Source organism: Staphylococcus schleiferi (genome assembly GCF_025558325.1).
In the GTDB taxonomy this organism is placed as follows: domain Bacteria; phylum Bacillota; class Bacilli; order Staphylococcales; family Staphylococcaceae; genus Staphylococcus; species Staphylococcus schleiferi.
Genome location: NZ_CP094712.1, coordinates 814,990 through 829,471 on the forward strand (window position 1 = coordinate 814,990; position 14,482 = coordinate 829,471).

The 14,482-nt window shown below is 35.7% G+C and carries 17 protein-coding genes and 1 riboswitch; of the genes, 16 read left to right on the forward strand and 1 reads right to left on the reverse strand.

From position 1 onward, the window contains the following. Window positions 1–11: 11 nt before the first annotated feature. From atpG to fabZ, 7 genes are all read left to right on the forward strand, one after another. Window positions 12–878 (forward strand): ATP synthase F1 subunit gamma, encoded by an 867-nt coding sequence (gene atpG / locus MUA40_RS03635; protein WP_126496016.1) that lies wholly within the window; start codon window positions 12–14, stop codon window positions 876–878. A gap of 23 nt (window positions 879–901) precedes the next feature. Continuing rightward, complete coding sequence (atpD, locus tag MUA40_RS03640; RefSeq protein ID WP_016426455.1) at window positions 902–2,314, forward strand: F0F1 ATP synthase subunit beta; 1,413 nt, start codon at window positions 902–904, stop codon at window positions 2,312–2,314. Window positions 2,315–2,336: 22 nt separating this feature from the next. Then, entirely contained in the window at window positions 2,337–2,741 is a 405-nt protein-coding gene (locus MUA40_RS03645) for a F0F1 ATP synthase subunit epsilon (protein WP_016426456.1), read from the forward strand. Window positions 2,742–2,987: 246 nt separating this feature from the next. Beyond that, a complete protein-coding gene (locus tag MUA40_RS03650) occupies window positions 2,988–3,218 on the forward strand; it encodes a DUF1146 family protein (RefSeq protein WP_016426457.1) in 231 nt (76 codons plus the stop codon). Window positions 3,219–3,344: 126 nt separating this feature from the next. Continuing rightward, window positions 3,345–4,610, forward strand: coding sequence for a UDP-N-acetylglucosamine 1-carboxyvinyltransferase (gene murA, locus MUA40_RS03655; RefSeq protein ID WP_194513615.1), 1,266 nt, complete (start codon window positions 3,345–3,347; stop codon window positions 4,608–4,610). After that, window positions 4,582–4,800 carry a hypothetical protein gene (locus MUA40_RS03660; protein WP_394372129.1) on the forward strand — a complete coding sequence of 73 codons (219 nt, stop codon included), beginning with the start codon at window positions 4,582–4,584 and terminating at the stop codon, window positions 4,798–4,800. Before murA ends, MUA40_RS03660 begins: the two co-directional genes overlap by 29 nt. After that, window positions 4,800–5,243 carry a 3-hydroxyacyl-ACP dehydratase FabZ gene (gene fabZ, locus MUA40_RS03665; RefSeq protein WP_016426460.1) on the forward strand — a complete coding sequence of 148 codons (444 nt, stop codon included), beginning with the start codon at window positions 4,800–4,802 and terminating at the stop codon, window positions 5,241–5,243. The genes MUA40_RS03660 and fabZ overlap by 1 nt, the downstream gene beginning before the upstream one ends. Before the next feature lie 221 nt (window positions 5,244–5,464). Here the strand turns inward: fabZ and MUA40_RS03670 are convergent, their stop codons facing one another. After that, window positions 5,465–5,899: a YwpF-like family protein gene (locus MUA40_RS03670; RefSeq protein WP_016426462.1), complete on the reverse strand. Its 435-nt coding sequence runs from the start codon at window positions 5,897–5,899 to the stop codon at window positions 5,465–5,467. A gap of 180 nt (window positions 5,900–6,079) precedes the next feature. Here MUA40_RS03670 and MUA40_RS03675 point away from each other — a divergent pair, with 180 nt between their 5' ends. The 9 genes from MUA40_RS03675 to MUA40_RS03715 all read left to right on the forward strand — a co-directional run bounded on the left by MUA40_RS03675 (window position 6,080) and on the right by MUA40_RS03715 (window position 14,300). Further along, on the forward strand, window positions 6,080–6,445 hold the full coding sequence (locus MUA40_RS03675; RefSeq protein ID WP_167732813.1) for a single-stranded DNA-binding protein: 366 nt from the start codon (window positions 6,080–6,082) through the stop codon (window positions 6,443–6,445). 418 nt (window positions 6,446–6,863) lie between these two features. Next, window positions 6,864–6,964, forward strand: a riboswitch (TPP riboswitch). A 69-nt stretch (window positions 6,965–7,033) separates the two neighbouring features. Next, window positions 7,034–7,711 carry a thiaminase II gene (gene tenA / locus MUA40_RS03680; protein WP_016426464.1) on the forward strand — a complete coding sequence of 226 codons (678 nt, stop codon included), beginning with the start codon at window positions 7,034–7,036 and terminating at the stop codon, window positions 7,709–7,711. Window positions 7,712–7,714: 3 nt separating this feature from the next. Then, window positions 7,715–8,521, forward strand: coding sequence for a bifunctional hydroxymethylpyrimidine kinase/phosphomethylpyrimidine kinase (thiD, locus tag MUA40_RS03685; RefSeq protein ID WP_016426465.1), 807 nt, complete (start codon window positions 7,715–7,717; stop codon window positions 8,519–8,521). A gap of 1 nt (window position 8,522) precedes the next feature. Next, window positions 8,523–9,314, forward strand: a complete 792-nt coding sequence (thiM, locus tag MUA40_RS03690) for a hydroxyethylthiazole kinase (RefSeq protein ID WP_016426466.1) — start codon at window positions 8,523–8,525, stop codon at window positions 9,312–9,314. Window position 9,315: 1 nt separating this feature from the next. Beyond that, complete coding sequence (gene thiE, locus MUA40_RS03695; RefSeq protein ID WP_016426467.1) at window positions 9,316–9,954, forward strand: thiamine phosphate synthase; 639 nt, start codon at window positions 9,316–9,318, stop codon at window positions 9,952–9,954. Between the two features lie 88 nt (window positions 9,955–10,042). Next, a complete protein-coding gene (gene yidC / locus MUA40_RS03700; protein ID WP_262569908.1) occupies window positions 10,043–10,900 on the forward strand; it encodes a membrane protein insertase YidC in 858 nt (285 codons plus the stop codon). A gap of 239 nt (window positions 10,901–11,139) precedes the next feature. Continuing rightward, window positions 11,140–13,299, forward strand: a complete 2,160-nt coding sequence (locus MUA40_RS03705; RefSeq protein WP_262569909.1) for a hypothetical protein — start codon at window positions 11,140–11,142, stop codon at window positions 13,297–13,299. 15 nt (window positions 13,300–13,314) lie between these two features. After that, a complete protein-coding gene (locus MUA40_RS03710) occupies window positions 13,315–13,509 on the forward strand; it encodes an LPXTG cell wall anchor domain-containing protein (RefSeq protein WP_081635206.1) in 195 nt (64 codons plus the stop codon). Window positions 13,510–13,652: 143 nt separating this feature from the next. Continuing rightward, window positions 13,653–14,300: a CPBP family intramembrane glutamic endopeptidase gene (locus MUA40_RS03715; RefSeq protein WP_262569911.1), complete on the forward strand. Its 648-nt coding sequence runs from the start codon at window positions 13,653–13,655 to the stop codon at window positions 14,298–14,300. The last annotated feature ends 182 nt before the right edge of the window (window positions 14,301–14,482 follow it).

The following is a 14,482-nucleotide window of genomic DNA, read 5'->3' on the forward strand; positions in this document are numbered from 1 at the left end:
GTGGTGAGATAGTGGCTTCATTAAAAGAAATTGATTCTCGTATAAAATCAACGAAAAAGACGAAGCAAATTACAAACGCGATGAACATGGTTTCAAGTTCGAAATTGCGTAAGGCTGAAAAAAACGCAAAGACATTTCGACCATATATGGAAAAAATGGAAGATGCGATTACAGCGATTGCGGGTGCGAATACGAATAACACCCATCCTATGCTTGTTGAACGCGAAGTGAAACGTGTCGGTTATATGGTGATTACAAGTGACCGAGGCCTTGCAGGTGCATACAGTGCCAACGTTTTAAAACATATGATTCGTGATATCGAAAAACGACATCAAAGTTCTGACGAATACAGTATTATTGTGCTAGGACAAATCGGTGCTTCATTTTTAAAAAATAGAGGATACGAGATTGAAAATACATTAACTGATATTCCAGATCAGCCTTCATTTAAAGCCATTCAAGCTATAGCTAAACGCGCTGTTGACTTATACGCAGAAGAACGTATTGATGAATTACATGTCTACTATAGCCATTACATGAGTGTCATTGAAAATAAACCAAGAAGTAAAAAATTATTACCATTATCTCCTGAGGATTCAAGCTTAGGGCACGGCGCGTTATCGTCATATGAATTCGAACCAGATAAAGAAGCAATATTAAAAGTCTTATTACCACAATATATTGAGAGCTTAATTTATGGTACGATTCTTGATGCTAAAGCGAGTGAACATGCATCTCGTATGAATGCGATGAAGAATGCTTCTGATAATGCAGGAGAAATGATTGATGATTTATCATTACAATTTAACCGTGCGCGACAAGCAGCCATTACACAACAAATCACTGAAATTGTTGGTGGTTCAGCAGCGTTAGAATAATTTGATTATAAGGAGGAAGAAACATGGGATTAGGCCGTGTAACTCAGGTCATGGGGCCAGTTATTGACGTGCGTTTTGAACATAATGAAATTCCAAATATTAACAACGCACTTATCATTGAAGTGGCAAGAGATGGTGAAACTGAGAGTTTAACTTTAGAGGTCGCACTTCATTTAGGTGACGATGTTGTACGTACAATCGCAATGGACTCTACAGATGGTGTTCAACGTGGTTCGGAAGTAAAAGATACTGGCGCACCAATTAGTGTACCAGTAGGAGATGCTACACTTGGACGTGTCTTCAATGTTTTAGGTGAACATATTGACTTAGAAAATGAAATTGACGCTTCAGTACGTCGTGATCCGATTCACCGTTCAGCACCTCAATTTGATGAACTTTCTACAGAAGTAGAAATTTTAGAAACTGGAATTAAAGTTGTAGACTTATTAGCACCTTACATTAAAGGTGGTAAGATTGGATTATTTGGTGGTGCCGGTGTAGGTAAAACTGTATTAATTCAAGAATTAATTAACAATATCGCGCAAGAGCACGGTGGTATTTCAGTATTCGCTGGTGTAGGTGAACGTACACGTGAAGGTAATGACTTATACTATGAAATGAAAGATAGTGGTGTTATTGCTAAAACAGCGATGGTATTCGGACAAATGAACGAGCCACCTGGTGCACGTATGCGTGTTGCGTTATCCGGTTTAACTATGGCTGAATATTTCCGTGATGAACAAGGACAAGACGTATTATTGTTTATCGACAATATTTTCCGTTTCACACAAGCAGGTTCAGAAGTATCAGCATTATTAGGCCGTATGCCTTCAGCAGTAGGTTACCAACCAACGTTAGCGACTGAAATGGGTCAATTACAAGAGCGTATTACATCTACAAACAAAGGGTCTGTTACATCAATTCAAGCGGTATTCGTACCAGCCGATGACTATACTGACCCAGCGCCAGCAACAGCTTTCGCGCACTTAGATGCAACAACAAACTTGGAACGTAAACTTAGTGAAATGGGTATCTACCCAGCTGTGGACCCATTAGCTTCAACGTCACGTGCACTTGAACCTACTGTAGTTGGACAAGAACACTATGATGTTGCACGACAAGTTCAATCTACTTTACAAAAATACCGTGAATTACAAGATATCATTGCTATTTTAGGTATGGATGAATTGTCAGATGAAGATAAGAAAACTGTTGAACGTGCGCGTCGTATCCAATTCTTCTTATCACAAAACTTCCATGTTGCTGAACAATTTACAGGTCAAAAAGGATCTTACGTCCCTGTTAAACAAACTGTACAAGACTTCAAAGCAATTTTAGATGGTAAGTATGACCATATCCCTGAAGATGCATTCCGCTTAGTGGGTGGCATTGATGACGTGATTGCGAAAACAAAAGATATGGGTGTAGAAGTTTAATACAAATTAGGAGGCTTGGATAATGAATACATTAACCTTAGATATCGTCACTCCTAATGGTTCTGTTTATAAAGAAGAGAACGTAGAAATCGTTGTCTTACAAACAACAGCAGGCGAGATGGGTGTGATGTACGGTCACATTCCGACGGTTACACCATTAAGAATCGGTCATATCAAAGTGACTAAAGATGGCAAAGCAGATTATATCGCTGTAACAGAAGGGTTTGCTGAGATTAGACATGAAAAAGTAAATATTTTAGCACAAGCTGCTGAATCAGCAGAAGATATTGACTTAGAGCGTGCAAAATCAGCAAAACAACGTGCAACTTTTTATCTTGAAGGAGATCAATCAGATACGGATTTAAAACGTGCAGAACGTGCATTGCAACGTGCTGATAACCGTATCGAAGTTGCTAAATACAAGTAGTTGGCTTTGACGAGCTAACAATCAAAAGCTCGATGTGTATCTATCCACACATCGAGCTTTTTATAATGGTATCAATGCTGCAATCTAGCAATCATAAGTCTCTAAAACTATTATTGCCCATTATATTTCATTTCAATGCTATTATAGAAAAATTGTGTTTATAAAAGGCGCTAATAGTATGAATTGTACTATAAATCATGTAGAATTAATGAAGAGAATGAAATTGTGAAGGAGCAAAATAACAATATGGATTATATGGGTCAATTTGCTATCGCACATATTATAACGCACGTGTTCTGTATTTGTATTGCTTATTGGGGCTTAAATGCAATTAGGCTAGATCAGTTTTTTAAAAAAGGATTTCCTATGCAAGTACAAGTCATTATGATTTTTGCAGCAATTTTATTAGGCACAAGCGTGAGTAATTTTATTATTGATTTACTACATTTTTCTACGCAAATCAGATATTTATTTTAAAAATTCAACTCATGATGTTTAAAATAAAATAAATAAGTTAAATAGCTAATAACCGGTGTATTTGCTCAAGTAGTGACCAATTAAAAAAATAGAACAGAGTTGTAAACTAGTGGAGGATTAATGAAGATGGATAGAATTATTGTTAAAGGCGGTCAAACGCTTAAAGGTGAAGTAACGGTAGAGGGGGCAAAAAATGCAGTCCTACCGATTATTACAGCTTCATTATTAGCAAGTAAAGGGAAAAGTGAATTACTTAACGTACCTGCTTTAAGTGATGTCGAAACAATTAACAACGTGCTTAGCGTTTTAAATGCTAAAGTGAAATATCATGAAAAAAAGCAATCGGTAACAGTCGATGCTTCTAAAGATTTAAATGAAGAAGCCCCTTATGAATATGTGAGTAAAATGAGAGCTAGCATCCTTGTTATGGGACCTTTATTAGCTAGATTAGGACGTGCAAAAGTAGCATTACCTGGAGGGTGTGCAATCGGTTCCCGTCCGATAGAGCAGCACTTAAAAGGTCTTGAAGCATTAGGTGCCAAAATATATCAAGAAGCAGGTTATATCTATGCTGAAGCACCTCAAGGTTTAGTTGGAAATGAGATCCATTTTGATTTTCCAAGTGTAGGCGCAACACAAAATGTGATTATGGCAGCAACCTTGGCAAAAGGACGTACCGTCATTGAAAATGTTGCAAGAGAACCTGAAATTGTCGACCTCGCAAATTACATTAATGAAATGGGTGGCGACGTTAAAGGTGCAGGCACAGATACCATCATTATTAACGGTGTTGAATCATTGAAAGGGGTCCAACACGTAATTATTCCTGACCGTATCGAAGCAGGAACACTGATGATTGCTGCTGCCATTACGAGAGGCGACGTATTGGTTAAAGGTGCAATTAAAGAGCACATGACAAGTTTAGTCTATAAATTGGAAGAAATGGGTGTAAACCTCGAATATCAAGAGGATGGTATACGTGTAACTGCTCCGGAACAACTACAGCCAGTAGATGTTAAAACGCTTCCTCACCCAGGTTTCCCGACAGATATGCAGTCACAAATGATGGCACTGCTTTTAACAGCTGAAGGCCATAAAGTCATCACGGAAACGGTGTTTGAAAACCGATTTATGCATGTAGGTGAATTCAAACGTATGAATGCTAAAATATCAGTTGAAGGCCGTAGCGCAAAAATAGAAGGCAAAAGTGAGTTGCAAGGTGCGCAAGTCAAAGCAACCGATTTACGTGCAGCAGCAGCTTTAATTTTAGCTGGCCTTGTGGCAGATGGAGAAACAACAGTAACTGAACTGAAACACCTTGATCGTGGTTATGTGAATTTTCATGGAAAGCTTAAATCATTAGGTGCTCAAATTGAAAGAGTTAATGACTAAGCGAAATAACTGGTTACAAGTCCTGACGCATTCACTCAGTGCAAAATTGATTCTTTTTGTAATCGTCGCAGTAATTTTGTTTTTTGTCGGAATCATGACAGGCTTTATTATTAACCATGACAACGTCATTAAAATGTTTGATTTGAGTTTTTGGCATCATATATTTGAAACAATTGGAGGAGAAGATTAATGGAAACCATCTTTGATTATAATGAAATAAAAAATATTATACCGCACCGTCAACCTTTTTTGTTGATAGATAAAGTTGTTGAATATGAGCCGGGTCAACGTTGCGTGGGTATTAAACAAGTTTCAGGTAATGAGCCGTTTTTCCAAGGCCATTTTCCAGAATATGCAGTTATGCCAGGCGTCTTGATTACAGAAGCTTTAGCACAAACAGGTGCTGTCGCTATGCTGAATAGTGAGGAGAATAAAGGGAAGTTAGCCTTATTTGCTGGTATAGATAAATGTCGTTTTAAAAAGCAAGTGGTTCCAGGAGATACACTACGTTTAGAAGTAGAAATCACAAAAATTAAAGGGCCGATAGGAAAAGGGACTGCTAAAGCAACAGTTGATGGTCAAATTGCATGTAGTTGTGAATTAACTTTCGCATTGCAAGATCCTAATGCCTAATTAAAAATTAAATATAATGGCATAATGAATGTCCAATATAAAAAAGTAGATGTCTGGGTCGTGAACAACTTGAATCAAGTACAACCTAGACATCTACTTTTATTTGAAGAAACGTCGATATTCCTCTTGTTTAAATATATTTGAGATGTTTTATTCAATTTAATATTTCTGATACGTTTAATTTTTACGAAAAGTTGTTGTCAAAAATGATTAATTTCACACTATTGCCGTTCGTCTTTTAAACGTGGTTTTGATTGCATCATACGGTTAAATGTTGTGATTAACTCATCACCTTCAAGACCTTCATTCACTAATTGCTCAAGTAAACTTTCCGCGTACACTTGGCGCAATGTATAGATGTGACATTCAAATACGACAGAGATAGACTCTTTTAAAGGTGTAATATGTTTAATTGTGGCATCAAATAACGCAGGATCGTTAGAAGGGCGTGTAATGACGACACGAATATCTAATAACTTTTCTTCTGCCATATACTGTTCCATTTGTTCTTGATGCACATCAGAAATGACAATTTCCAACAACCAACCTGTTCCACTATTTTCTTTATTAATAATAACGCCATCAATCAGTTCATATTCTGTCACAGTACTGTTTTCAGAAACGATTTGGAAGCGGACAGCCTTAAATGTTTTCATTCAACCAACCCCTTAAAAGATTAAAGAACTTTTCGAAAAAATGGATTCATCGCTTATTATAACTCAAAAAGTAAAAAAATTCTTTACCTGCTTGAACTTTTAAAGGAGGTTGCATGGTTGTTTTTAATTTTTTGAACATTGTTTTATTGTGATAAACCGACTATATTACGGATATAGGAGGTGAGCTCAATTAACCAATTTCAAGCAATCGGTTGTATTAATCGTCCGCCACAGTATTATGAAAATGAAAACAGTCACTTGATAACTTTTACAGCCAAAGTCACACGTAACTATTTAAGTCGCAACCAGCGACCCATGTATGACTTTTTGAACTGCAAAGCATATGGAGAAGTGGCAATTCAAATTAAAGAAGCTTTCAAAGAAGACATCATTGTAGCAATCAGCGGACAAATTCAAACAAGACGTTTTTTTCATAATGATGAAAAACGTTATGCTACGGAACTTCTCGTTACACAATTTTATCCCTTTATTCCCTCGCAAATGAAATCAACATGTGAAAACCTAACAAGCCAAACACAAATTTAAATATCTATGATTTATCACCCACTATGCTTTCAAAATCAACCTTCTCAAATTATATTTCCCCTTACAAAATATAATCGAATTTACCTCACACAATCATTTAACTGATCTTATTCATTTACCTTCAAAAACATTCCCAACTATTATTTTTGAATGGGAGTGGGACAGAAATCTATAGATTTCGTCGTCCCACCCCGGCAAAGATGACTAGGGCTGAGGCGAGCTAGAAGAGCGAAAGCGCAGCCCAGACATCGACTGCGCTCTATAAATGAAAAGAATACATACATAAAGGTATTAAATATTGGAACAACAGTTTCATACTAATAATTGGTAAATCGAATCATTAAAATAGAATATTCAGAATAAAAGTCGACTCTAATTGAAATTAAACAGTCTTTTTGATACATTAAGTATAAATAAATAAGACTACTAGGGGCGCCTTATGGCTGAGATGAATGGCAATTCAGACCCTTCGAACCTGATTTGGTTGATACCAACGTAGGGAAGTAGCGGTATAACATCATTCACCATGGTATGTTATCAAGGCTGCTTTTCTTAGTGGTCTTTTTTCATATCAAAGGAGAATACAAAATGACATTTTCTGAACAGTTAATGCAAGAGGCAGAGCCAATTATTGAGCAAATTTATAATGATGATTTTATTCAAGGTTTACTTACAGGGCAAATTCCTAAAGCAGCAGTTAAGCATTATTTACGTGCAGACGCTCGCTATTTAAATGAGTTTGCGAAAATATACGCGTTGTTAATACCTAAAGTCAATTCAAAAGAAGAAATACAATTTTTGACCGAACAAATACAATTTGCAAGCTCAGGAGAAGTGGAACCGCATCATATTTTAGCTGATTTTGTAGGTGAAGATTATCAATCGATAATCGCTGAGGGTGAATGGTATCCCTCTGCCGATCATTACATTAAACATATGTATTACAATGCTTTTGCATTTGATAATGTGGCATATACGATTGCCGCTATGGCGCCATGCCCATATGTTTATCAACAACTTGGTAAACGTGCAATGGCACAGTACGATTTTTCAAATTCAAACCCATTGAAATCATGGTTTGCATTTTATGCACAAGAAATGGACACTTTAATGTCATACATTCAACGATGGTTAGATGATTATGCAGAAACGAGTTCTACTCAAGTTCAAAAAACTTTACGACAAAACTTTCTACAAAGTACGATTCATGAACGCCGTTTCTTTAATATGTCATATCAATTAGAACAATGGGAATTTGGAGGGTAAAAAATGGAAAAACCAAAAATAGCTTTAACAATTGCAGGTACGGATCCTAGTGGTGGCGCAGGTGCAATGGCAGATTTGAAATCTTTTCATTCCTGTGGTGTTTATGGCATGGCAGCAATTACAAGTATTGTAGCGCAAAACTCTTTAGGTGTTCAGCATATTCATAATTTAGATGCTGCATGGCTTGAAGAACAATTAGAAAGTGTATTTAATGATGAAAAACCGCATGCTTTAAAAACGGGTATGATACCTACACCGGAAATGATGGAAGTCATCGAAAACTATTTGAAAAAGATTGATATTCCTTATGTCATAGATCCCGTAATGGTTGCCAAAAGTGGAGATTCATTAATGGACCAAAGTGTACGTCAGAGTTTAAAAGAATCATTATTACCTTATGCAGATGTTGCAACACCTAATCTTCCTGAAGCTGAAGAAATCGTGGAAATGACCATTGATAGTGAAGAAAAAATTCTTCGTGCCGGTCAATATTTTATTCAAGAAATTGGCTCAAAAGGTGTCATTATTAAAGGTGGCCATTTAGAAGGCGATGCGATTGACCATTTATTTACTAAAGAAGGTCATTATGAATTTAAAAGTGAACGTTTCCCAACACAACACACACATGGAACAGGTTGTACTTTTTCGGCAGTTATTACAGCAGAATTAGCAAAAGGAAAGTCAGTTTTCGATGCAGTAGCTAAAGCGAAAAAATATATTTCGTTAGCAATTCAACATACCCCTGAAATAGGAAAAGGGCGTGGCCCGGTGAACCATTTTGCATATGAAAAAATCAATGGGTGGGATTAATATGAATTTTTTATTAAAGTTAAGAGCACAACATCCTTTAGTTGTTTGTTACACCAATGATGTTGTTAAAAACTTTACGGCTAACGGTTTGATTAGTGTCGGTGCAAGCCCTGCAATGAGTGAAGCACCGGAAGAAGCAGATGATTTTTTTAATGTAGCGCAAGCATTATTAATTAATATTGGGACATTGACAAAGCAACGCGGTGAAGACATGCTAAAAATCGCAAAAACAGCCAATAAAAAAGGCGTGCCTGTTGTGTTTGATCCAGTTGCAGTGGGCGCATCTCAATTTAGAAAAGATTTTTGTCAACGTTTCCTAGAGGAAGTAGATGTATCGGTCATTAAAGGTAATGCTTCTGAAATAATGACTTTAGTCGATACGACAACAACGATGAAAGGTACGGATAGTGCGGATGATATCGATGTTGTAACAATCGCACAAGAAGCGTATAAAAAGTATCAAACCGCTATCGTTATTTCTGGCAAGGTCGATGTTATTATTCAAAAAGAGGGTATTGTTACATTATCTAATGGTACGCCACTCCTTACTAAAATCACAGGAGCAGGATGTTTGCTTGGAGGTGTGATTGCGAGCTTTTTATTAGGAGATGAAATACCTTCAATCGAACAATTGACCCAAGCAGTATCTTTTTATAATATTGCTGCAGAACAGGCTGAGCTTCGAGAGGGCGCAGATTTACCAGGGACTTTTCTTGTCGCTTTTATTGATGCATTGAATCAAACATCCGCTGAATCTTACCAATTGGAGATCAAAAAGAGAGAAGTGATTTAAAATGGGTTTTGACCGCAAGCAATTACGTATTTATTTCATTGCCGGAACGCAAGATGTGAAAGAGGGCAGTCTTGAGTCGATTCTTAAAGAAGCGTTAGAGGCGGGTATTACAATGTTCCAATTCCGCGAAAAGGGGCCATCTTCTTTAACAGGAAATGAGAAAAAGAAGAAGGCGTTGGAATTGCAAAAGTTATGTCATGCCTATAAAGTGCCTTTTATCGTCAATGATGATATCAATTTGGCGATAGAAATTGATGCTGATGGTGTTCATGTAGGACAAGATGATGAAAAAATAGCTTCATTTTATTCTAAGCTAGAAAACAAAATTATTGGATTAAGTGTAGGGAACTTCGAAGAGTATGATCAATCAGATTTGACACATGTAGATTATATTGGTGTTGGACCCGTTTATGAAACGAGTTCAAAAAGCGATGCCAAAAAACCTGGTGGTGTCGAAATGATTCGACGAATGAGAGAATATGATGAGAATATTCCTATTGTAGCTATAGGTGGCATAACTGAAGAAAATGTGTCATCTATTATTAAAAATGGAGCAGATGGTATTGCGACCATTTCCTCGATAACACATAGTAGAAATATTGAAAACTCTGTGAATCGTTATATGCAATATTTCAAATAAAATCATTTTTACGTTTGAATATATTTCCACCATTACGATTTCTATGATAAAATATCATTTATGTGAATATTACTTTAGAGGTGGAAAAATGAAGAACAAAGCGTTACTGACGACCCTTCTAGGTGTAGTCTTATTTCTAGCTGGATGTGATTACAGTAAGCCTGAAAACCGAAATGGTTTCTTTTATAATACGTTTGTTCAGCCTATGGACAATCTCATTCATTGGTTGGGGAATTCGTTAGGCGATAATTACGGGTTGGCCATTGTTATTCTTGTATTAGCTGTCCGTCTCGTCTTATTACCTTTTATGCTGACCAACTATAAAAACATGCATATGATGCGTGAAAAAATGAAAATTGCAAAACCTGAAATTACAGAAGCACAAGAAAAGGTTAAACGTGCGCGTACTCAAGAAGATAAATTAGCTGCCAATCAAGAAATGATGCAAGTTTATAAAAAATATAATATGAATCCTATGGCAAGTATGTTGGGATGTTTACCTCTCATTATACAAATGCCTATCGTCATGGCTTTATACTTTGTTTTAAAATACCCATCAGGTGGGGGAATTACAAAGTTTTCTGACTTTTTATGGTTCCATTTAGATAAGCCCGATATTTGGATTACAATTATAGCTGGTGTGCTCTACTTTATTCAAGCGTATGTTTCAAGCTTTAATATGCCACCTGAGCAACGTCAAATGGGATACATGATGATGATTATTTCTCCAATTATGATTATTTGGATTTCATTAAGTTCAGCTGCTGCACTAGGTTTGTATTGGTCAGTGTCAGCTGCGTTCCTTGTTGTTCAAACTTATGTTGCTAACGTTGTCTATGGACGTAAAGCAAAAGCAGAAGTTGCACCATTAATTGAGAAATTCGAGCGCGAGAAAAATGCAAAAGCAGGGAAAAATACTCAAGTCGTAAAGAAAAAGAAAAAATAAGATATGACTAAGATAAGTAGTGAGTCGATTTAAAAGTCGAGTCACTACTTTTTTATTTACCTTCCTTTTTATATGAATGAAAAAAGGATGGATAGTAGAAAAATCACTCATTATAAAAAATTGTAAATAAATGTTCACAAATTTATATGTATTACAATCTTTTTAAAAATACAATATTGACTACTAAAATTTAATTGACTATAATTAATCGTAATCATTACGATTAAAGGAGAACAGTCATGAAAAAAACAATAGTTACATCAATGCTTGTTTCAAGCGGAATCTTGCTTTCATCACACGTAGCATATGCTGATACAACGGACAATGCGAAAGATCAACAAAGTGATGATCAGCCAACAGAGGTCAAACAAAACAGTGCTCAGCCACTTTCAGAGAATAATAAGAACCTTGAAAATAAAGAACAGCAAGACCAAAGCATTCAGTCTGAAAATCGAGACACGCAAGATAAAGTTGATAACGTTCAACAGAATCACAATGATGACATTCAAGCTGTCAATCAACCATCAAGAAGTACGAGTGAACATATACCTCAACCTGAAGTTGCACCTACTACTTCAACACATCCTTCAGAAACAGAGCATGCAAAGCCTTCTTCCACAGAAGACCTACATACCCATAATCATGAAAATTTAACACACACAGCGCATGATGAGCATCATCATGCAGAAATTCACCAATCTCATCCAATTGAGGAAGAACAAGAGGGGCATCCTGAAAAAGAGAAGCTTCAAATGATTGGACCTGTCAACCTCATTAGTCCGACACATAGAGAGTTAAAACAAAATAAAGATGTTGTTGATCCTAACAGCTTTAGTGCGATTAGCTTTAAAATATACGATAATTTTAATTCACACGCGCAATTAATCATGCCCAATGGCACTTATACGCCTTCATTTGGTTATTATGTTTTAAAGAAAACGGATTGGAAAGATGTTAAATTCAAATTACCACAAGTTCATGTACCAGAAGGTTACTATTTAAAATATTGGTCTTATGATTTGCCAAAAGATGGAAAAATTACAAGAGACCGCTTATTTAGAGCGCATATTGGTTTAGAAAAATATAAAAATACACCGCCTGTGTTAGGTCCTTTTACTAATATTGAATCTGATGAAGTAAATGCAAAACTTAGCCAAGTAGATAGAGACGACTATGCACCTATTTTCTTTAAGGCATTAAATGGCGGCCACTTTGAAAATGACGGTAAGTCTGCAAATAATCTGATTTATTATGTAAAGCACGGACAAACGTGGAAACAATTAAAAGATAACGGCATGGTTGTCCCTACGCCTAAACCTAATGACAAATATAATGAATTTATTGAATGGCGTTCAGAACTTCCTAAAGACAACACATATCCATCAGATAATATATATTTAGCTGCTTTTGGTACGACTGATGTATTAATAGGAAAATATAAACCTACTGATATCAACCATCCTTTAGATGAAAAAGATCCAGCACGCCCACATCCTAAATCATTAACACGTCCTTATGATAAAAATCACTACACAGCAATCGCTTTTATCGCAGATGGACCTGGTGCATTATATAATTACACTTCAACGGATAAAGCACTTGTTTATTTAATTAGAAACAATAAAACTTGGAAAGATTCATTTTTTGGAGGACCTGTTCCTGTTGCCGATGAAGGTAGTGTCTTTGTAGGATGGGATAGTCCTGTATCACGCGATAACAAAATTGAGTCAAAAGTATACCGAGCTAAATTTATGACAAAAGAAGAATTTGCCAAACAACATTGGGATACACCAAATGCTGAAGTAGGAAAAGCGGAAGAAGATGCACATGCGGATGCCTGGGAAAAAGAAGCAGAGTCAAAAGATTGGGATACACCAAATGCTGAAGTAGGTAAAGCAGAGGAAAATGCGCATGCAGATGCATGGGAAAAAGAAGCAGAGTCAAAAGATTGGGATACACCAAATGCTGAAGTAGGTAAAGCAGAGGAAAATGCGCATGCAGATGCATGGGAAAAAGAAGCAGAAACAAAAGATTCGGATATGCCAAACGTAAATACGGATAAAACAGAAGAAAATAGTCATACGAATATTGCGAATAAAGAGGTTAAAGAAGAACAACAAGATCAAACGTCAAAATCAAATCAACAAGTTTCAAAACCAGATCAAGCGCCTGAGATGATTAACAATCAATATGCGCCACATCATATAAGCAATATGGACAATAAGACTTCTCAAACATCAATGATGGCGTCTAGCCCTAAAACTCAGTCAAATCAAATCGTACAAAATCAAAATAATGATGCAAAAGATGTATCTGTTAGCGAAATGAATGTAGAAAATCAACAGCTAGCACCTGAGATGCCAATGGAAGTACAGAAACAAACAATTGCGCATGTATAAGCTTCAAACCATCGTATGAACGCACCAGTTGAAAATGTCGCTAAATCAGAGACGTATACATTAAGCAATAAGAATCACCAAGAAAAAAATAACAAGCATGAGAAGATGAATGAACTTCCAAAAACAGGTCAAAGTGAAAGTAAATCTCCACTTTTAATCTCTGCTTTATTCACTGCTCTAGGGGCATTGTTGTTAAGAAGATTAAAATAAAATAATCATTGTAGTGAATAAGCGTTATCACTAAAATGTCATCATATTAACTTCAAAGGTTCTTGACACCTTTGAAGTTTTTATGTATATTGATTAAAATAAATTTATTATTGTATAGATTAATATAATTTTAAGGAGATAAAATGAAGAAAACTATAGCTCAAATGTTTCGTGAGGATAACCTTGTCAATAATGATCCGTTAATAAAAAGATTGATTAAAAGCGCAATCTTCATACTTTTATTTGTCATTTACATTGGCGAATCTTCAGTACTAGATACACTTTCTTTTAAAGCAGTCATATATTTTCTTGTACTCTTTGTGATGATTTACTTACTAAAATACTTTAAAATCAATTTATTTAGCTTCAGAAAATTAACAACTCGTGATATTTCAATTGTCATTATTTTTACGCTTACTGTGAAAGTATTAGATATTATATTTGCAAATTTATTGACAGGCAGCACTTTAAACCAAGAGCATATTGAAGAAAGTATTCAAAACATTTCAATATTAAATTTTGCAATATTTTTTGCCGTACTACCAGCAGTTTTAGAAGAGATCGTTTTCAGAGGACTTATTTTGAGAGTGTTATTCAAAGGGCACCTCTTACTCGGGCTAATTATTAGCAGCGTTCTTTTTGCTTATGTTCACGAATACAGTAACATTATCGAGTTTTTACCTTATTTATACTCAGGCTTTTTATTTGGTATTGCATATTTATTGACGAGAAGAATTGAAGTCTCTATTCTTATCCATTTTATTGGAAATTTCACTTCTCTTTGGTTTTAAAATCTAGTCTTAGCCTGTCCAACATTAAAAAAATATTCATTTCAAATAGAGATTGCTCAAAGATGAGTAGTCTCTATTTTTAAATATTTTTTCGAGAATATAAAAAAGAGTGAAACTAAAATCGTTTTGATTTCTATGTCTCACTCTAACTAAAATGAAGATATATGCAACTCACTCATATT